This is a genomic window from Mesoterricola sp. JemC181, assembly GCF_055384585.1.
Genome location: NZ_AP045076.1, coordinates 2,172,270 through 2,191,615, shown reverse-complemented (window position 1 = coordinate 2,191,615; position 19,346 = coordinate 2,172,270). Strand labels below are relative to the sequence as shown.

General features: G+C 70.2%; 16 protein-coding genes. 9 read left to right on the top strand and 7 right to left on the bottom strand.

Annotated elements, in window-relative coordinates:
- Nucleotides 1–240: 240 nt before the first annotated feature.
- From ACZ5MC_RS09550 to ACZ5MC_RS09540, 3 genes are all read right to left on the bottom strand, one after another.
- The gene (locus ACZ5MC_RS09550) at nt 241–462 is read right to left on the bottom strand and encodes a hypothetical protein (protein WP_306600106.1); all 222 of its coding nucleotides are present in this window, start codon (nt 460–462) and stop codon (nt 241–243) included.
- Entirely contained in the window at nt 459–731 is a 273-nt protein-coding gene (locus ACZ5MC_RS09545) for a hypothetical protein (RefSeq protein WP_306600105.1), read from the bottom strand. Before ACZ5MC_RS09545 ends, ACZ5MC_RS09550 begins: the two co-directional genes overlap by 4 nt.
- A gap of 253 nt (nt 732–984) precedes the next feature.
- Nucleotides 985–2,778: an ABC transporter ATP-binding protein gene (locus tag ACZ5MC_RS09540; RefSeq protein WP_306600103.1), complete on the bottom strand. Its 1,794-nt coding sequence runs from the start codon at nt 2,776–2,778 to the stop codon at nt 985–987.
- 101 nt (nt 2,779–2,879) lie between these two features.
- Here ACZ5MC_RS09540 and ACZ5MC_RS09535 point away from each other — a divergent pair, with 101 nt between their 5' ends.
- From ACZ5MC_RS09535 to ACZ5MC_RS09510, 6 genes are read left to right on the top strand one after another with little or no spacing between them, the layout of a single operon-like run.
- Complete coding sequence (locus ACZ5MC_RS09535; RefSeq protein ID WP_306600102.1) at nt 2,880–3,407, top strand: LabA-like NYN domain-containing protein; 528 nt, start codon at nt 2,880–2,882, stop codon at nt 3,405–3,407.
- Nucleotides 3,408–5,105 carry a M28 family peptidase gene (locus ACZ5MC_RS09530; protein ID WP_464517620.1) on the top strand — a complete coding sequence of 566 codons (1,698 nt, stop codon included), beginning with the start codon at nt 3,408–3,410 and terminating at the stop codon, nt 5,103–5,105. It begins immediately after the preceding gene.
- The gene (locus tag ACZ5MC_RS09525) at nt 5,106–6,158 is read left to right on the top strand and encodes a 3-dehydroquinate synthase (protein ID WP_464517619.1); all 1,053 of its coding nucleotides are present in this window, start codon (nt 5,106–5,108) and stop codon (nt 6,156–6,158) included.
- Nucleotides 6,155–8,068: a tetratricopeptide repeat protein gene (locus ACZ5MC_RS09520; RefSeq protein WP_464517618.1), complete on the top strand. Its 1,914-nt coding sequence runs from the start codon at nt 6,155–6,157 to the stop codon at nt 8,066–8,068. Before ACZ5MC_RS09525 ends, ACZ5MC_RS09520 begins: the two co-directional genes overlap by 4 nt.
- Complete coding sequence (locus ACZ5MC_RS09515) at nt 8,065–8,532, top strand: hypothetical protein (RefSeq protein ID WP_306600098.1); 468 nt, start codon at nt 8,065–8,067, stop codon at nt 8,530–8,532. The genes ACZ5MC_RS09520 and ACZ5MC_RS09515 overlap by 4 nt, the downstream gene beginning before the upstream one ends.
- 10 nt (nt 8,533–8,542) lie before the next feature.
- Nucleotides 8,543–8,971: a hypothetical protein gene (locus ACZ5MC_RS09510; protein ID WP_306600095.1), complete on the top strand. Its 429-nt coding sequence runs from the start codon at nt 8,543–8,545 to the stop codon at nt 8,969–8,971.
- Here the strand turns inward: ACZ5MC_RS09510 and ACZ5MC_RS09505 are convergent.
- Together ACZ5MC_RS09505 and arcC are read right to left on the bottom strand one after the other, a co-directional pair.
- Complete coding sequence (locus ACZ5MC_RS09505; RefSeq protein ID WP_464517617.1) at nt 8,958–10,976, bottom strand: M13 family metallopeptidase; 2,019 nt, start codon at nt 10,974–10,976, stop codon at nt 8,958–8,960. The genes ACZ5MC_RS09510 and ACZ5MC_RS09505 overlap by 14 nt on opposite strands.
- Nucleotides 10,977–10,980: 4 nt before the next feature.
- Entirely contained in the window at nt 10,981–11,928 is a 948-nt protein-coding gene (arcC, locus tag ACZ5MC_RS09500; RefSeq protein ID WP_306600093.1) for a carbamate kinase, read from the bottom strand.
- 143 nt (nt 11,929–12,071) lie between these two features.
- Here arcC and ACZ5MC_RS09495 point away from each other — a divergent pair, with 143 nt between their 5' ends.
- The 3 genes from ACZ5MC_RS09495 to ACZ5MC_RS09485 all read left to right on the top strand — a co-directional run bounded on the left by ACZ5MC_RS09495 (nt 12,072) and on the right by ACZ5MC_RS09485 (nt 15,944).
- A complete protein-coding gene (locus ACZ5MC_RS09495) occupies nt 12,072–12,962 on the top strand; it encodes a glycine--tRNA ligase subunit alpha (protein WP_306600092.1) in 891 nt (296 codons plus the stop codon).
- The gene (gene glyS, locus ACZ5MC_RS09490; RefSeq protein WP_464517616.1) at nt 12,959–15,010 is read left to right on the top strand and encodes a glycine--tRNA ligase subunit beta; all 2,052 of its coding nucleotides are present in this window, start codon (nt 12,959–12,961) and stop codon (nt 15,008–15,010) included. Before ACZ5MC_RS09495 ends, glyS begins: the two co-directional genes overlap by 4 nt.
- Nucleotides 15,011–15,080: 70 nt before the next feature.
- A complete protein-coding gene (locus ACZ5MC_RS09485; protein ID WP_464517615.1) occupies nt 15,081–15,944 on the top strand; it encodes an MBL fold metallo-hydrolase in 864 nt (287 codons plus the stop codon).
- Nucleotides 15,945–15,962: 18 nt separating this feature from the next.
- Here the strand turns inward: ACZ5MC_RS09485 and ACZ5MC_RS09480 are convergent, their stop codons facing one another.
- Complete coding sequence (locus tag ACZ5MC_RS09480) at nt 15,963–17,546, bottom strand: NHL repeat-containing protein (RefSeq protein WP_464517614.1); 1,584 nt, start codon at nt 17,544–17,546, stop codon at nt 15,963–15,965.
- 72 nt (nt 17,547–17,618) lie between these two features.
- Nucleotides 17,619–19,343, bottom strand: a complete 1,725-nt coding sequence (dnaX, locus tag ACZ5MC_RS09475) for a DNA polymerase III subunit gamma/tau (protein WP_464517613.1) — start codon at nt 19,341–19,343, stop codon at nt 17,619–17,621.
- Nucleotides 19,344–19,346 lie beyond the last annotated feature (3 nt).

The window sequence follows — 19,346 nt, the reverse complement described above, 5'->3', positions numbered from 1 at the left end:
GATCGCCGAGGAATAAAAAGAAGATCTTTTCTCGGCGAACCTCGGCCCCTCGGCGCCTCGGCGATAAGCTTTTCGTTTCAACTTACCTGGATGACGGGCTCAGAACGGCCCCTATCGACCGGACCCGGCCTCCTCGTCAGCACCAAGCTAAAGTGAGTGTGGGTCGGCGCCACCCCTCAAATCCGTGAAGAACCGAAAAAAAGGGGTGTCCAGGTACACCCCTTGGGTTTCAAGCCTCACTCAGCTCTTGCGACTCCCGGCCACCAGCAGGCCGACGCCCGCCAGCACCGCCACCGCGCCCAGGATGGGCTGCAGGGGGACCGTCCGGGTCCGGTCGGCCGTGATCCGGATGGGCCCGGCATCCACCACCTTCTCCCGGCTCGTATAGGAGAAACCCTGGTAGATGAAGACCAGGGCGCCGCCCACGATCAGGATGACGCCGATCAGGCTGGCCGGTTTCATCGGTGGTACCCGCCCCGGCGGCGGGTCTCGTGCGGCCAGTGGGAGCGGGGCAGTTCCCGGCGGGCGCCATCCAGCCTGTCGGAGTAGTACCAGCGGTCGTCCGTGTAGAAGTAATGGTAGCCGCCCTGGGCGTAGTACGAATCGTCACCCAGTTCGACGACGGTCGGAAGGATCGGGACGACCGACAGGCCGCCATCAGGCCGGGCGGTCACCATGCAGCCCGTGACCACCAGGGCCATGGGCACCAGGAAAGCCAGTTTCAGATTCATCGCAGTTCCCCTTGGGACGGGGCGGCACCCGTGCGCTCCCGGCCGGAGCCCCGGTTGGCCGTCCCGGTGGTTGGTAAGATCCGTCCTCTGAAGGCCCTGGCGCGAATCGGAAGGGCCTGCCCAACGGGAGCAATCCCCAGGCCACGATCTAAGCAATCTATTTACATATGTTTATAGCGATCGATCCCGGCCGCTGGAACCAGCGGAGCATCACAATGATCGATCCGTTCACTCAATCCGGAGCAGCGGGCCGTCAGGAAGCGGCCGCCTCCCCCTCGAACTGGAGCCGCACCAGCTTGGCGTAGGTGCCGCCCTGCTCCATGAGGCCGTCGTGGCTGCCCCGCTCCACCAGCTGCCCCTGGTCCATGACCCAGATCTCGTCGGCGTCCTTGATGGTGCTGAGGCGGTGGGCGATGGTGAAGGTGGTCAGGCGGTGGCTCACGCGCTCGATGACCTGCTGGATCTTGTGCTCGGTCTCGCTGTCGATGTTGGCGGTGGCCTCGTCCAGCAGCAGGATCTCGGGCTCCTGGTAGAGCATGCGCGCGAAGGCCACCAGCTGGCGCTCGCCGGCGGAGAGCTTCTGGCCCCGCTCCCCCACCTGGGTCAGGAGGCCCATGGGCAGGCGCCCCACCAGGTCCTCCAGCTGGCTCTGCTCGAGCACCGAGGCCAGGCGCTCGGCGTTGAAGGGCCGGCCCAGCACGATGTTCTCCTCCAGGGTCCCCGAGAAGATGAAGACGTCCTGGAGCACCAGGCCGAAGAGGCCCCGCAGGCGCTTGAGGCCGGCTTCCCGCACGTCCACGCCGTCCACCGTGACGCTGCCCCCGTCCACGTCGTAGAACCGCATGAGCAGGTTGATGAGCGTGGACTTCCCGGCCCCGGTGTGGCCCACCACCGCCACGCGCCGGCCCTTGGGGATGACGCCCGAGAGGTCCCGCACCACCTTGCGGCCCCCGGCCTCGTAGGCGAAGGTGACGCCCTCCAGGCGCACCTCCTTCGTGAAGGCCACCTGCCTGGGCTCGGCCACTTCGCGGATCTCGTCCTGGTTGTCCAGGAGCTTGAAGATGCGCTCGCTGGAGGCCAGGGCGGTCTGCATGACGTTGTAGCGTTCCGCCAGTTCCCGGATGGGCCGGAAGAAGCGCCCCGACTGCTGGATGAAGGCCAGCAGCAGCCCCAGGGTGAGGGTGCCGGCCTTCAGCTTGTAGCCGGAATAGAGGATCAGCGCGGCCAGGGTGCCGTTGGTGATGAACTCCACCACCGGGAAGAACACCGCGTACGCGAAGATCGTGCGCAGGAACGCGTCCAGGTACTTCTGGTTCAGGTCGCCGAACAGCGCGCGGCTCGCGGCCTCCTGGGCGTTCATCTGCACGAGCGACATGCCCGAGAGCTGCTCGGCCAGGTAGGCCTGGATGGCCGCGTAGCGGCCCTGCGTCTCGCGGTAGGCGGCCGACGCGTAGCGGCGGAAGATCTCGGTGGACAGCAGCAGGAGCGGCATGATCCCCACCGCCACCAGGGCCAGCCCCACGTGCTTGCTGAACATCCAGAGGACGATGGCCGTCAGGGAAAGGGCGTCCCCCACGATGGCCACGAAGCCCGACGAGAACATTTCATTGAGGTTCTGAACATCGCTGATGACCCGGGTCATGAGCCGGCCCACGGGGTTGCGGTGGAAGAAGTGGGTGCTGCGCTTCATGAGGTGGCGGAACACCTGCATGCGCAGGTCCAGCATGGCCATCTGGCCCACCCAGGCCAGGAGGCCGTAGCGCACCACCTGCACCACGAAGCCCAGCAGGACGAAGCCCAGGAAGGCGGCCACCAGGGGGCCCGAACCCCGCAGGGTCCCCTGGGCCAGGTGGTGGTCGATCAGGCGCAGCGTGAACTCCGAGGGGAGCACGTCCAGCGCCGCCCCCGCCGCCATGAGCACCAGGAGGGCGCAGAGGCCCGCCCAGTAGGGGCGGAGGTAGCCCACGAGGCGCACCAGCAGGGCCTTGCGCCCGGGTTGCTCCTCGACCTGGTCGGACTGGAAAAAACTACTGGAAGAATCAGCCATGAAACCATTCTTTCATGATTGCTGTCATGCCATCATGTTTGATCCGCATGTGCGGATCTATTCAAATTCCCGGGGAAAGCCCCGAATTCAGGATGGCAGCCATGATGCGATGTGCCGTTTTCATCGATGGTAACAATATCTTCCATTCCGCACGGCAGCTCGGCTTTGAAGTGGACTACAGCCGCCTGCTAGCTCTTCTGGTCGGCAGGGACCGGGAGCTCCTCCGGGCCTTCTTCTACACCGGCGTGGACGAGACCGCGGACCGCCAGCGGGGCTTCCTCCACTGGATGCGCCGCAACGGCTTCCGGGTGGTGCAGAAGCCCGTGAAGCTCGAGCGCGACGGCACCCGCAGGGCCCGCCTGGAAGTGGAGATCACCACGGACATGATGAACTACGCCGACAAGGTGGACCTCATCATCCTGGTGAGCGGCGACGAGGACTTCGCCTACCCCCTCCAGGCCCTGGCCCAGAACGGCGTCCGGGTCGAGGTGGCCGGGTTCAGGTCCGCCATGGCCAACAAGGTCATGGACGTGGCCGACCGCTACATCGAACTGGACCTCCTGGGGGACCGCTTCCGCAAGGAAGCCGGCAGCGACGACGACGCGGACGAATACCGGGAAAAGCTCTAGATGCGCCCAATCCTCCTCTCCTGCCTGACCCTCGTCCTCGCGGGCCAGAGCCCGGAGGAGCGCATGCGCCGGGACCTGACGTTCCTGGCCTCCCCGGCCCTGGACGGGCGCGGCAACGGCACCCCCTCCCTGGACGCCGCCGCGGAGTACGTGGCCGCAAGCTACCGCAGCCTCGGGCTCAGCCCCGAGGTGCAGCGCTTCCCCTTCGTGGCGCGGATCCGGCGCGCCGAGAGCCTGGCGGCCCTGGGCGGCAGGCCCCTGGCCTGGGGCAAGGACATCGAGGCCGTGGGCTATTCCGGCGACGGCGCCCTGAAGGACCTGCCCCTGCGCTTCGCGGGCTACGGCATGAAGGCTGGCGACTACGACGACCTGGGCGGCCTGAAGGGCCAGGCCGCCGTGATCTTCCGCAAGGTCCCCGACCTGCCGGTGTTCAAGATGGCCCGGCGCATGGAGACGTCCCTCCCCGTGCGCATCCAGAAGCTCCAGGCCGCCGGCGCCGCCCTCGTCATCATCGCGGAGGAGGGGGACGCCCCCGCGCCCCTCCAGAAGGAGGAGGGCCCCAATGCCGTCGGCGTGCCCGTGGTGAGCGTGCCCATGGCGGCCTTCGCCGGCGTGCTGGACCTGCCCGCCCTCAAGGCCCGCATCGCCCAGACCGGAAGGGCCCAGGAGGCCCCGGTCCCCGCGGCCCGCTTCGACCTGACCCTCAGGCTCGCCCGCGAGGAGGCCCAGGTGCCCAACCTCACCGTGCGCCTCCCGGGCACGGACCCCGCGCTCAAGGACGAGTACATCGCCGTGGGCGCCCACATGGACCACCTCGGCCACGGCGAGCGCCACAGCATGGGGGGCTCCGCCGCCCGCGGCCAGGTGCATCCAGGCGCCGACGACAACGCCTCCGGCACGGCCATGGTCATGGAGCTGGCCCGCCACTTCAAGGCCCATCCCGCCCCGCGCCCCATCGTCTTCCTGCACTTCGGGGGCGAGGAGGAGGGCCTGCTGGGCTCGGCCGAGTGGATCAAGCGCCCCGCGGTGCCTCTGGCTTCCGTAAAGTTCATGGTCAACCTGGACATGGTGGGGCGCCTGGATCCCGTGAACCCGACCCTCAACATCGCGGGCCTGGGCGCGCCCAAGGCCGCCGTCGCCCGGGCCGGGACCCACGCCCCCCAGGGCGTGAAGCTGGGCGGCGACACCGGGGTGGCCGTGGGCGGCTCGGACCACATGTCCTTCTCCGCCGCGAAGATCCCCACGTTCTTCTTCTTCACCGGCCTCCACGGCGACTACCACCGGCCCACGGACACCTCCGACCGCATCAACTACCCGGCCATGGCCCAGGTTGAGACGATGGTGGAGAAGGTCGTCGGGGACCTGGCCGCCGGTCCCGTGCCCGCCTTCGACCCCGAGACCGCCAAACTGGCTTCGGGCGGCGAGCGCAACGCGCTGGCGGTGTATTTCGGCATCCTCCCGGACTTCGCGGACTGCCCGGACGGCTTCCGCATCGGCGGCACCATGGCCGGCACCACGTCGGAGGCCGTGGGCCTCAAGGCCGGCGACATCATCGTGAAGTTCGGCGACGTGACCGTGAAGAACATCTACGACTACATGGCGGCCCTCGGGAAGTACAAGCCCGGCCAGAAGGCCGTGGTCAAATGGCTGCGCGCGGGCGCGGAAATGCAGGCCGAGGCCTCGCTGAAAGGCCGCTGAATGGAGATCGCCCTGCCGGACGGCTTCCCCACCCGCGTCTTCGTGGAGGAGAAACCCGCCCCGGGACTGCTTCCTTCCGGCGCCTGGACCCTGGTGGGCGACGAGGCCGTGCGCGCCTCCTGGCGCGAGGCCGGCATGCCGGAGCCTCCGGGCGCGCTGTGGGTCCCCGTCTCCGAGGCCGGCAAGCGCCTGGCCGCCCTCATCCCCTGGCTGGAGGCCTGGGCCGCCATCCCCCTGGACCGGCAGTCCACCGTGGTGGCGGTGGGCGGGGGCGTCCTCACGGACATGGCGGGCCTGGGGGCGGCCCTCTACATGCGGGGCATCGCCTGGCAGGCCTGGCCGACCACCCTCCTGGCCCAGGTGGACGCGGGCCTGGGCGGAAAGACCGCCTGCGACCTGGAGGCCGGCAAGAACCTGGCCGGCGCCTTCCATCCCCCCTCCCGGTTCGTGGCCTGCCGGTCCTTCCTGGAGACCCTGCCCGTGCGCCAGCTTGAATCCGGGGCCTGGGAGCTCTTCAAGATGGCCCTGGTGGAGGGCGACCTGGCCTGGGCGGAGGACCTCCTCGCCCCCGGCGTGCCCTCCCCGGAAACCCTGCTCCGGGCCCTGCGGGCCAAGGCCTGGATCGTCCACCGCGACCCGAGGGAGGCCGGGGAGCGCCGCCTCCTGAACCTGGGGCACACCCTGGGCCACGCCCTGGAGGCCGCCTCGGGCTACCGGCTCCTGCACGGCGAGGCCGTGGGTCTGGGCACCCTGGCGGCCTGCGCCCTGGCGGACCAGGAGGGCCTGGGGCCCTTCCCGCCTGCGTTCCTGGCGCGCGCAGCCTCCCGCATGAGGCACCTCCTGCCCGCCGTCCCGCCCTGGGAGGCCTGCCTTCCCTTGCTCCGGGTTGACAAAAAGAGCGCGTCCCCGGGGCCCGGCGGCGGATCGGCGATACACTGCATCCTGCCCCGTCCCGGCGCCGCGGCGGAACAGAAGGTGCTCCCCCCCGAAGCCTGGCGCGGCCCCCACGAGCGCATGACCACCCTCCTCATCGACCCCGAGATGCCCACGTGACGAACAAGCTGCTTCCCGCCCTGGCCCTGATGACGCTGATCGGGACCGGCGCTCCCGCCTTCTCCGAGGACGATCCGAGGGCGCTCATGCTCCAGGCCCGGTCCATGCAGCGCCGGGGCGGCGGCGACGACCCCAAGGGCGCGGCCGCGCTCTACCGCAAGGTCATCGCCCTGATGCCCGGGAGCTCCCAGGCCCAGCTCCGGCTTTCCGAGGCCATTCTCGAATCCGGGGACCTGGAGGGCGCCGTCGCCCCCGCGGTCAAGGCCGCCGAGCTGGACCCCCGCAGCGGGGAGGCCGCGGCCCACCTCGCCCTTCTCCGCTACTACCTCAGCCAGGGCAGCCCCGGCGCCCAGGTCCAGGCCGCCCGCGCCCTCAAGAGGGCCACCGCCCTCCTGCCCAACGACGCCGAGATGTGGACGCGCCTGGCGGAGATCGAGGAGAACGAGAAGGACGAGGAGGGCGCCCTTCAGGCCTGGCTCGCCGTGGGCCGGCTGCACCCCTTCCCCAGCTACAAGGGAAAGCTGCTCTACGAGTACGCCTACGAGCGCGCCGTGGAGCTCGCCATGAAGCGCAAGCAGTACGAGGCCCGCCGGGAGGCGGTGCTCGCGCTCTGCTCCCGTCCCAATCCCGACCAGCGGTACCTGCGCATGCTCGAGGAGCTGGCCCGGGACCAGGTGGACGCGGGCTTCCTGGGCCACGCCGAGGAGAGCTTCACGCGCCTGGCCCAGTTCGTGCCGCAGGAGCCCGCCATCTGGGAGAACATCGCCCTGGTGCAGCTGCGCACCTCCCGGTTCGACGTGGCCCTGGCCACCCTGGAGAAGGCCGAGGCCCTCCACACCTCCATGCGGATCTCCTTCAACATCGGCCTCTGCCTCATGAAGGTGGGCCGGCTCCAGGAGGCCGAGGCGAGGTGGAAGGCCCTGCTCCCCTCCATCCAGGAGGCCAAGCCCGAGGATCCCACCCTGGCGCTGCCGGTCAAGGTGCTCTACGCCTCCTGCCTGCTCATGGAAGGCCGCGCGAGGGACCTCCTCGACGTGGTCCGGACCTGGCCGGAGGCCGCCACCAACGCGGAGCTGGCCTCCCTCCAGGCCCAGGCGCTCATCCAGCGCGGCGACTGGAAGCCGGCCCGGAACCTCCTGCGGGAGGGCATCCAGCGGTTCCCCAAGCAGGACCTGTTCAAGAAGGCCTCCCGCATCCCCCCCGGGACCTTCGAGGAGGGGATGATCTTCAAGTCCGAGTCCCGCGGCGCCCTGACCCAGCTCGACCAGGAGGCCATGGCGGTGCTCTGGTCCGAGTTCAACGCCTGGGACAAGTGCCTGGCCGCGGTGCGCGCCGCCCGCAGGACGGGTCCCGTGCGCAACGTCGACCTTCTCCTGCTGGAAGCCAACGCCCTCGAGAGCCTCGGCCAGGATGACCAGGCCATGACCGTGCTGCGCGAGGGCCAGCGGCTGGATCCCGCCAACCCCACCCTCCAGAACAACCTCGGCTACCTCCTCCTGGAGAAGGGCGGCGACCTCGCCGAAGCCGCGCGCCTCATCCAGGCGGCCCTGGAGAAGGAACCCGGCAACAGCTCCACCATGGACAGCTGGGGCTGGGCCCTCTACAAGCAGGGCAGGTTCAAGGAGGCCGAGGAGGCGCTGCGCAAGGCCTCGGCCATCAGCCCCTACAGCCCCGAGATCCACAAGCATCTGGGCGAGGCCCTCCTGAAGCTGGACCGCCTCCAGGAGGCCCTGGACGAGTGGGAGCGGGCGCTGGCCTTCGTCTTCCCCGACCGCAAGGGCCTGGAAAAGCAGGTGCTCGATCTGCGGACGCGGGTGGCCCGCAATCGCAGCGCGGCCCTGGCGGAGGCCGGGCCCGTCCCCGAGCCGGACGACGCCGGCGCGGACGACGACGGACCGGATCCGCTATGAGGGGTCTCGTCGCCGCGGCCTGCCTCGCCCTCCCCCTCTGCGCCCAGGCCCCCCCCGTGAAGGCCCAGTACGCCTGGGGCTATGCCAGCCCCGACGGCCAGGGCAAGGGCACCCTCAACGTCCTCCTGGACCCCGCCACCGGCAGGACCATCGTCGAGCTGCAGGGCCTGGGCGAGCGCCTCCTCCTCCTCGAGGGCAACCCCAAGGACGGCTTCCACCTGCAGATCCCCCGCCGGGAGGTGGACCAGAGGGCCCCCTCCCTGGCCGGGCTCAGCCTGCCCTTCCTTCCCAGGCTGGGCAGCCCCGAAGGCCTCTACCAGCTCCTCACCAAGGGCGAGGCCGCCGGCGTGAAGGTCACCAGCAGGGACAAGGACGGCCCGGTGAAGATGCGCTACCAGGGCGTGGACGAGAACGGCAAGGAGCTGACGGTATGGCTCACGCGCACCCGTTGGGAGCGCGGCTAGGAGGCTGTGCATGGACGAGGACCGCCAGGGCATCATCGACGCCGAGCACCTGCGCCTGCTGGCCCTGGGCTGGCGGATCTCGGCCGGGATCAGCGCGTTCATCTCCCTCTTCGGCCTGCTCTACGTGGCCATCGGGGTCCTCCTCTCCACCGTGCTCTCCCACCTGCCCCAGACCGGCCACGGCGGCCCGCCGCCCCCCGCCGTCGTGGGGTGGATCATGGGCTGCTTCGGCTTCGCGTTCTTCCTTCTCTCGGCGGCGCTGGCGGTCCTCAAGTTCTACGTGGCCAGGAACCTGGACCGGAGGAAGGCCCGCACCTTCTGCCAGGTGGTGGCCGGCCTTTGCTGCCTGGGCATCCCCTACGGCACGATCCTGGGCGCGTTCACGTTCATCGTGCTGAGCCGGATGACGGTGAGGGACCTGTTCGCTACCAGATCCTGACCCGGTCCTTGGGCTCCAGGTAGAGCTTCTGCCCCGCCTTCACCCCGAAGGCCCGGTACCAGTCATCCAGGTTGCGCACCGCATCGGCCCGGTACTCGTCCGGCGCGTGGCCGTCCGTGAGGACCTGCTGGCGCAGGGCCGGCTCGCGCCGCTTCTCCCGCCAGGACTGGGCGAAGCTCAGGAAGAACTGCTGGTCGCCGGTGAAGCCCTGGCGCACCGGGTCGGGCCTGCCGCCCAGGGACAGGTGGTAGGCGTCGAACGAGGCCGCGAGGCCGGCCACGTCGGCGATGTTCTCGCTGAGGGTCAGGGCGCCGTTGACGGCGAGGTCGGGAAGGGGGCGGTAGGCGTCGTACTGCCTGACCAGCTGCGCCCCGGAAGCCTTGAAGTGGGCGAAGTCCTCGGGAGTCCACCAGTTGCTCAGGCGCCCCCGGGCGTCGAAGAGGGCGCCGGTGTCGTCGAAGCTGTGGCTGATCTCGTGGCCGATGGTGGCGCCGGTGGCGCCGTAGTCCAGGGCCTCGGCCCGTGCCGGGTCGAAGAAGGGCGGCTGGAGGATGGCGGCGGGGAAGTTCAGGGCGTTCATGGCCGGCAGGTTCACGGCGTTGACGGTCTGGGGGGTCATGACCCATTCGCCGCGGTCCACGGGCCTGCCGAGCTTGGCGAGGTTCCGGCGGTACTCGAACAGGTCGGCGCGCTCGGCGTTGCCGAAGGCGTCGCCGGGCACGACCTTGAGGCCGGCGTAGTCCGCCCAGCGGTCCGGGTAGCCCACCCCCACCTTCAGCACGGCGAGCTTGGCCTTGGCCTTGGCCTTGGTCCCGGGGGCCATCCACTCCAGGGCGTCGATGCGGCGCGCGAAGGCGGCCAGGATGTTCTTGACCATGGCCTGCGCCCGGGCCTTCTCGGCGGCGGGGAAGTGGCGCCTGACGTAGAGCTTGCCCACGGCCTCGCCCAGGGCCGCGTTGGTGGCGTCCACCCCGCGCTTCCACCGTTCGCGCAGCTCCGGCGTGCCCTGGAGCACCCGGCCGTGGAAGGCGAAGGACGCCTCCACGAAGGCCCGGGACAGATTGGGGGCGGCCTTCTCGATGGCGTGGAAGGCCAGCCAGTCCTTCCAGACATCGAGCGGCTCGGCCGCGACGAGCGCCGACAGCCCGATGAGGGCCGGGGGCTGCCACACCACGAACGTCCGGCGCCCTTCCAGCCCCGCGGCCCGGAAGAAGGCCTCCCAGTCCAGCCCCGGGGCCCGGGTGCCGAAGTCCTCCCGTTTCCAGTGGTTGTTCCCCTTCTGGACGTCGGCGGTGTCGAGGTTGTCCACGTGGATCCGGGCGATGCGCCCCTCCAGGGCCAGGATGCGCGCGGCCCTGGCGGCGGCGTCCTCGATCCCGGCCAGCCTCAGCATCGTCTCGATGTGGGCCAGGTAGTGGGACCGGGTCCCCTTCATGACCTCCGAGTCCGACAGGTAGTACTCCCGGTCCGGAAGGCCCAGGCCCCCCTGGAGGAGGAAGGGCGAATAGCGGGCGGGATCGTCCAGGTCCTGGGCCACCCACAGGCCCAGCAGGTTCGGGGTGGCGTAGTCGGAGTTGTTGAGGACGTCCACGTCGGCGCGCAGGGTGCGCCCCAGGGCCCCGGCCAGGGCCCGGGGGCCGTCCACGGCCCGGATGCGGGCCAGGGCGGGCTGGAGGGGCCTCGCGCCCAGCGCCTCGATGGCGGCCTCGTCCATGAAGCTGGCGTAGAAGTCGCCGATCTTGCGGGCCTCGGTGCCGGGCCGGGCCTTGACGGCCGCCTTGACGATGGCCGCGGTGCGCAGGGCCGTGAGCTCGGCCAGCTGGGTCCCGACGCCGGTGGAGCTGCGGTCGGGAGGGATGGCGGCGGCGCGCAGCCAGGCGCCGTTGGCGAAGGCGAAGAAGTCGTCGCCCGGGACCTTCGTGCGGTCCATGCCCTGGAGGTCCAGGCCCTGGGGCCCGGCGTAGGCCACGAGGGCCGGAAGCGCGGCGAGGACCGGGAGACGCACGGTCCTAGTCCCTCACGATGCGGGTGCCGACCTTGGCGTAGTCCTCCCGCTCCAGGGCCTCGGGGCTGGTGATCAGCACCTCGTGGCCGCCGGAGGCCAGGAAGGCCAGGGCGGATTCGATCTTGGGTCCCATGGAGCCGGCGGGGAACTGGCCATCCGCCAAGTGCTTGGCGGCCTCGGTGGCCGTGAGCCGGTCCACCCAGCGCTGCGTGGGCTTGCCGAAGTCCAGGGCGACCTTGGGCACGCCGGTGAGGATGACGTAGGTGTCGGCCTTGAGCTTTTCGGCCAGCAGGGAGGAGAGGCGGTCCTTGTCGATGACGGCCTCCACGCCCACCAGGTACCCCGAGGCGTCGCGGATGACCGGGATGCCGCCCCCGCCCCCGGCGATGACGCAGTGGCCGGCCTCCAGCAGGAGCTTGACGGCCTCCAGCTGGACGATCTCCACGGGCTTGGGGCTGGGGACCACCTTGCGCCACCCGCGTCCGGAGTCCTCCTTCATGTGCCAGCGCTTCTGGGCCTGCAGCTCCTTGGCGCGGTGCTCACGGTAGAAGGGGCCCACGGGCTTGGTGGGGTTCTGGAACCCGGGGTCGTCCTTGTCCACCACCACCTCGGTGAGGATGGTGGTCACGGGCACCTGGAGGTTCAGGAAGCCCAGGCGGTTGATGAGCATGCGCTCGATCATGTAGCCCATGGAGCCCTGCGTCATGGCGTCGCAGATGTCGAGGGTGTAGGGGGGGATGCGGTTGGCGGCCTCCTCCTGCTGGATGAGGATGTTGCCCACCTGGGGACCGTTGCCGTGCACCACGCAGAGGGCGTAGCCGGCCTTGATGACGTTGCCGAACATCTCCGCGGTCTGCCTCGCGTTCTCCAGCTGCTCCTCCTGGACTCCGAGCTGCTTCTCCTGCAGGAGCGCGTTGCCGCCGATGGCGATGAGAGCGATTTTGCGGGTCATGGTCATCCCAATGAAAACGTTGATTCTACTTAGGCCTTCCCAGGAAGCAAGGACCTAGGGCACAACCTCCCCGGGCCCGGGGGACATTCGCCCCTGACGGATCGCCGGATCCAGGGTAAAATCCAGGTTTTCTGCGGATTCCCATGCACATCCAAGAACTGATCCTCCGACTGCAGCGCTTCTGGGCCGACCGGGGGTGCCTCATCGGCCAGCCCTACGACCTCGAGAAGGGCGCCGGCACGATGAACCCCCTCACCTTCTTCGGCGCCCTGGGCGCCAAGCCCTGGAACGTGGCGTACGTGGAGCCCTCACGCCGCCCCAGCGACGGCCGCTACGGCGAGAACCCCTTCCGCCTCTACAAGCACCTGCAGATGCAGGTGCTCCTCAAGCCCTCCCCGGCGCGGGTGCAGGACCTCTACATCGAGAGCCTCGAGGCCATGGGCGTGGACCTGCGCAAGCACGACCTGCGCTTCGAGGAGGACAACTGGGAGGCCCCGACCCTGGGCGCCTGGGGCGTGGGCTGGCAGGTGATGCTCGACGGCATGGAGATCACCCAGTTCACCTACTTCCAGCAGGTGGGCGGCATGGACTGCCGGCCCGTGTCGGCCGAGATCACCTACGGCATCGAGCGCATCTGCATGTTCCTGGGCGGGCTGGACAACATCTACGACATCACCTGGGGCAACGTGAAGACCGACGACGGCACCTTCCCGGTGTCCTACGGCGCCGTGCGCCAGCGGGAGGAGTTCGAGCTCTCCGCCTACAGCTTCGAGCACGCCGACCTGGACCTGCACTGGAAGACCTTCGAGGCCTACGAGAAGGAGGCCTGGAGGCTCCTGGACGGCCACGGCCACTTCCTCTCGGGCTACGAGCAGGCCCTCAAGATGAGCCACACCTTCAACGTCCTGAACGCCCGGGGCGCGGTGTCCACCACCGAGCGCGCCGGCCTCATCAAGCGGGTGCGGGACCTCACCTGCGCCTGCGCGAGGGCCTTCGCCGCACATGAAGCGGCCGGGACGGAGGTGAAGGCATGAGAGAGCTCCTTCTGGAAATCCACTGCGAGGAGATCCCCGCGCGCTTCCTCTCCCCCCTCTCCACCGAGTTCGCCGACGGGCTCCAGGCCTGGATCAAGGAGAACCTGAAGGTCGAACTGCCCGTAGAGCGCTTCTATTCGCCCCGCAAGCTGGCCTGGCGCGTGCTCGAGCTGCCCGAGCTGCAGCCCGACCAGAGCGAGGTGCAGGTGGGCCCGCCCCAGCGCATGTGCGTGGACGCCGAGGGCCGGCCCTCCCAGACCGGCCTGAAGTTCGCCGAGAAGTGGGGCGTGGACTTCGGCGAGGTGAAGTTCGAGCAGCCCGCGGGCAAGAAGGAGCCCGTGGCGGTCGTCACCCTGGTCAAGCGGGGCCGGCCCACCATGGACCTGCTCGCCGAGGTCCTGCCCCGCCTCGTCGCGGGCCTCCACGTGCCCCGGGCCATGCGCTGGGGCTCCTCGGAGTTCGAGTTCGTGCGGCCCATCCGCAGCGTCGTCGCCCTCTACGGGCAGGACGTGGTCCACTTCGAGCTGGACGGCGTCAAGTCCGGATTCTCCACCTGGGGCCACCGGCTCTTCCACATGGACCACCCGGGCAAGGTGACCGTGGGCTGGCCCAAGGCCTACGAGGCCGTCCTCGAGGAGGCCGGCGTCGTGGTGGGCTTCCAGGAGCGCCGCGACCGCATGGCCAGGCAGATCGACGAGCTGGCCCTCGCGGCCGGGGGCCGCGTGGTGGCCGACGAGGAGCTGCTGTCCACCCTGGCGGAGATCGTGGAGTACCCGCGCATCGTGGCGGGCTCGTTCCCGGTGGACTTCCTGGACCTGCCCAAGGAGGTGCTGGTCGTCTCCCTCAAGGAGCACCAGAAGGCCTTCTGCGTGGAGGACGCCTCGGGCGCGCTGCTGCCCTGCTTCCTCACCGCCGCCAACCGCCCCGACGATCCCGACGGCTTCATCAAGAGCGGCAACGAGTGGGTGCTCCGGGCCCGGCTCTACGACGCCCGGTTCTTCTTCTCCGAGGACCGCAAGGCGCCGCTGCGCGACCGCATGGAGCGGCTCAAGCACCTCACCTTCCAGCGGGAGCTGGGCAGCTACTTCGACAAGACCCAGCGCATCGCGGCGCTCAGCTCGGCCATCGCCAGCGCCCTGGGCCTGGACGGCACCGACGGCCGGCTCGTGGCCGAGAGCTGCAAGTGCGACCTGGTGACCCTCATGGTCGGGGAGTTCCCCGAGCTGCAGGGCATCATGGGCGGCGAGTACCTCAAGCGCGAGAATGCCCACCCCAAGGTGTGGCAGGCCGTGAAGGAGCACTACCAGCCCATCTCCGCCGACGCCCCCATCCCCGCCTCCGACCTGGGCGGCGTGCTGGCCCTGGCCGACAAGCTGGACACGGTGGCCGGGTGCTTCTCCATCGGCATCATCCCCACCGGCTCCAAGGACCCGCTGGCCCTGCGCCGCGCGGGCCAGGGCATCGTGCGCATCCTCTTCGAGAAGGGCTGGAACCTCAACCCGGTTCGCGCCGCGGCCCTCGCCCTGGACGAGGTGGGCGCCAAGGCCACCCGGCCCAGGCAGGAGACCCTCGAGGCCCTGGAGAGCTTCTTCCGGGACCGCGTCGCCTACCAGCTGGAGCAGGCCGGCTACGCCGGCCCCGTGCGCCGCGCGGCGCTGGCCGCGGGCTGGACCGACCTGGTGGACCTCAAGGCCCGCTGCGAGGCCCTCGCGGCCTTCGGCGACGACCCCCGGTTCCTCAGCCTGGGCCAGAGCGCCAAGCGCATCGCCAACATCCTCAAGGACGAGACCCCCGGGGACCTGGACGCCGCACGGCTCCAGGAGCCCGAGGAGAAGGTCCTCGCGGCCACCCTGCCGGGCCTGGAAGGCGATCCGGACCACGCGTCCCTCCTGGCCGCCCTGGCCGGCCTGGCGGAGCCCCTGGAGGCCTTCTTCAACGCCGTGATGGTGAAGTGCGAGGATCCCGCCCTCCGGGCCGCGCGCCTCGCGCTGCTGCACCGCCTTCGCAGGGCCTTCCTGCGGGTGGCGGACTTCAGCCTCTGGCAATAGGCGCTTCCGCACGTCCCCAAAGCCGTCCTCCGGCCGGAGTGGAGTATCCTGGCTCCCCGGGGGAGGCTCCATGGCCCAGCGGAACAAGGCATTCCAGGAAAACGCCGCCGGCGCGATGTTCGTGGACAGTTCCTGCATCGACTGCGGCACCTGCTACACCTTCCTGCCGTCGGTCTTCCGGGACGCGGGGGAGCACAGCGTCGTGCACCGCCAGCCCGGGGACCCCGCGGAGCGCCACCGGGCCCTGATGGCCCTCCTGGCCTGCCCCACCGCCTCCATCGGCACGTCGGAGAAGGAGGGCATGGCCCAGGCCATGGCGGGCTTCCCCGACCCCGTGGAGGACGAGGTGTCCTTCTGCGGCTTCACCTCCGAGAAGAGCTTCGGCGCCTGGAGCTGGTTCATCCGCCGGGAAGCCGGGAACGTGCTCATGGACTCCCCCCGGGCCGTCCCCGCCCTCCTGGCGCGCCTGGAGGCCCTGGGCGGGGTGGACCTGATGGTCCTCTCCCACAAGGACGACGTGGCCGACCATGCGCTCATCCATGAGCGCCTGGGCTGCCGGCGGGTCATGCACCGCGCCGACCTGGCGACTCCCCTGGAGTGGCCCGTGGAGGGCGAGGACCCCGTGGCCCTGGCCCCCGACCTGCTCCTCATCCCCACCCCCGGCCACACCGCCGGGAGCGTCTGCCTCCTCTACCGGGAGACCTTCCTCTTCACCGGCGACCACCTGTGGTGGAACCCCCGCCGGGGCAGGCTGTCGGCATCGAAGTCCTTCTGCTGGCACAGCTGGCCCCGGCAGCTGAAGAGCCTGGAGCGCCTGCTGGACTTCCGGTTCCGGTGGGTGCTGCCAGGGCACGGGCAGAGCTACCGGGCGGAAAGCCCGGAAGCCATGCGCCGGGACCTGGAGACGGCCATAGGCCACCTGAAAAGGCTCTGATCACCTGGACAGGTCCGGCTATTCCTTGCGCTCCCGCTCCGCCTCGCCGTACACCCCGTGGGGCAGGTCGAACTGGACGATCAGGTACCCGGCGAGGCCCGCATCGGCCGCCACCAGCACCCGGCGGTCCATCACGGCGATCTGCCAGGGTCTCCGGAGGTTCGCGCAATCCCTGAGGGCCTTCTGCCGGGCGAACGCATGCAGGGGACCCGGGCGGTTGTATTCCAGGGGATTCCCCTGGTGGATCCTGTGGAGGGTCCGGTCCGCGAGGTTGAAGGCCAGGATCTGATCCCCCCTAGGCTGGCAAATATAGAGGATCCCCGCCTGGAAGGCGAGCCCCTGCGGGTTGTCGAGGCAAGGGACGCCCTCGGCGATCCGGGTGGGCGCCGGGGGCGCCGTCACGAACCGGCTGCCGTCCAGGGAGCTCAGGACGGTGGTCACGGCGCCATCCGGCCGGACCCGGCGGATCGCATTGATGTCGCTCACGTAGAGGTCGCCCGAGGCGGCGTCCAGGGCGGAGCCGGCGATCCAGCCGAAGCGGGCGCTGGTCCCGGCGCCATCCTGGGGCGCCAGGACCCCGTCCCCTCCGCCGGCGAGCAGGGTCACCCGCCCCTCCGGGTCGATTCTCCGGATCCGCTGGGGCTCCAGGACCAGGATGTTCCCCGCCGAATCCAGGACCGTTCGCGCAAGATGCGAGAACTGCATGGACGGTCCAGGCCCTTCGGGCGGCAGGCTGGGGCCGCTGAACAGGGGCTGGGAGCTGCCGGCGATGGGCCAGACGGTCCCGTCCGGGTCCAGGCCGCAGATATAGGTCTCCTCCTCCATTCCATGGACGCGGGTAAGGACCGCCACCATCCGCCTCCGGCCGCCGATGGGGCTCCCGGCTGGCCGGACGCTCACATCCACGCACCGGAACGCCTGGAACCCATCGGCCTCCATGGAGGGCAGCCCCGAGGCCAGCTGCCCCCGGAAGCGGATGGGGGTGAGGGACCCGGGCCCATCGATCCGGCAGAGGCGGTCCGCCGTGACGGCCAGGCTTTTCCCATGGAGTTCCCTCAAGGCGGGATCCGGGTCGCCCACCATCTCGATCTTCATGAGGCTCCCCAGATAGGACTTTTCCAGCAGGGAACCCTGCAACTGCCCCGCCACCCCCGTGACCGTGGGAACATCCACGACGGGTCCGAACACCTGGGGCTGGGCCAGGGTGTTCAGCCCCGTCTGGACCTTGTGCGGAACCCCTTCGCGCGGCAGGACCCTCAGGGTGTAGACGGCGCTTTCCCCCCGGGCGGGGTCCGTGACCCGCACATGGACCACCCGGGGCGCCAGGACGAAGGGCGCCTGGTAGGCCATGCGGGCCCGGCCCTGGCCGCTGACGAAGCGGCCCCCGTCGGGCTCATCCAGGGTCCAGTGCCAGGCGCGGGGCCTGCCGTCGGCATGGGCCGCCGTGAAGCCGCAGGTGAGCCTGGAGAGCACCTGGTTCGGCGCGTTCGGGCCCACGGGGACGCCCTTCTGGGTGGCCAGGGCGATGGTCACCTGGCCCCAGGCGGGGGAAAGCGCCACGAGGGCGCCGATGGCGGGGAGGAAGGATCTTGGGTTTCGCATGGTGAAGGTTTTCTCCGAAGTTCCGTTATAAATGCTTAGTATCGGAACCCGGTTCCCCCTCCCGCGAAAAAATCACTCCTCCCGGCGCACCTCCACGATCTCCCCGCTGGTGTCGGCCAGCAGGCGCTGGAAGGAGGGATCGGCCCGCAGCACGTCCTCGGGACGCTCCCGATTCTCGGTCTCATAGGTGATGGCGGTGCGCGTGAGGCCCGGCAGGACCTGGCGCAGGGCCTCCAGGAGGTGGGGGTTGGAAAGCTCCCGCTCCAGGTCCTGGGCCGTGTTGCGCACGTTGGGAGGGAAGAGCCACTGGAGGACGCCGTCCTGGAACGTGAGGGCCGTGGCCATGTGCGGCAGGGAACCCAGGGTGCGGGGAAGCCCGCCGGGGGCCTGGCGGAGGGCCTCGCCCACGCCCTTGCGCAACTGCTCGAGGTTCCCGGGGTCCTTCACGGGGGCCGGGGCTGCGCTGGGGGAGGGCGCGGCGGAGGGTGCCTCAACCTGCCCGGATGTCGGGGCGGCCGTCATGGCGGGCCGGGTGCCGGGAGCGGGCGACGGAGGGACCGGAGGCGTGGGCCGGGCAGCGGGCGTCTGAACGGAAGCCTGGCCGGAGCCGGGGGCAGGACGAACGGGCGGAGGCGGCGCCATGGGGGCGGCGGCCATGGCCGTGCCGGTCACGGGCAGCGGCCTGGTGCCGCCGGGGCGGGCGGCGGGGGCGGGCTGGCCCTTCACCATGGCGTCCAGGGGAGCCAGGTGGGGCAGCTGCGCGGCGGTGAGGAGGGCCAGTTCCACCACCACGTCGGGCAGGCTGGTGTCCCGCAGGTCCCGTTCCCGGGAAAGCAGCAGCTGGAGCATGCGGGCCCAGCGCAGGAGGTCCTGGGGGCCGGCCCCCTGGCGCACGTCGGCCTCCATGCGGTCCCGGAAGGCCATCATGAGCTCCCGCCAGAAGCTGATCCAGTCGGTGCCCAGCTCGGTGAGGGCCCGGCAGTTGTCCAGCACCGCCCCGCTGTCGGCCGCCAGCAGCGCCTCCAGCATGGCCTGCACCCGCACGGCGGGCACGATGCCCAGCTGTTCGCGGACCATGGCCTCGCCCACGTGGCCTTCGCCGGCGGAGATGACCCGGTCCAGGGTGGTGAGGGCGTCGCGCATGGAGCCCTGCCCCGCCTCGGCCAGGAGGCGCAGGGAGCCCTCCTCCCAGGTGACCCCCTCCTGCTCGCACACCCACCGCAGGCGGGCTTCCACCATGGCCACGGGAATGAGGCGGAAGGGGAAGATCTGCACGCGGCTCTTGATGGTGTCGGGCACGTCCTGCAGCTCGGTGGTGGCCAGGACGAAGACGGCGTGGCTTGGCGGCTCCTCCAGGATCTTGAGCAGCGCGTCAAAGGCGCTGCGGCTCATCATGTGCACTTCGTCGATGATGTAGACCCGGTAGCGGCAGAAGGCGGGCCGGGTCTGAACCTGCTCGCGCAGGGCCCGGGCGTCCTCCACGGAGGAGCGGGAGGCGGCGTCGATCTCCACGATGTCCATGTTCTGGTCCGGCTGCTCCGACGCCCTGCAGGAATCGCAGACGCCGCAGGGCTCGGCGGTGGGGCCCTCCATGCAGTTGAGGGCGCGGGCCAGGATGCGGGCGGTGGAGGTCTTCCCGGTGCCGCGGACGCCGGCGAACAGGAAGGCCTGGTGGTGGATGGCCCCTCCGCTTGCCTTGGCCTTCTTCAAGGCGTTGGCGAGGGCGCGGACGCTGGCCTCCTGCCCCACCAGGTCGGAAAGAATGCGGGGACGGTATTTGAGGGCGAGTGTAATCATGGA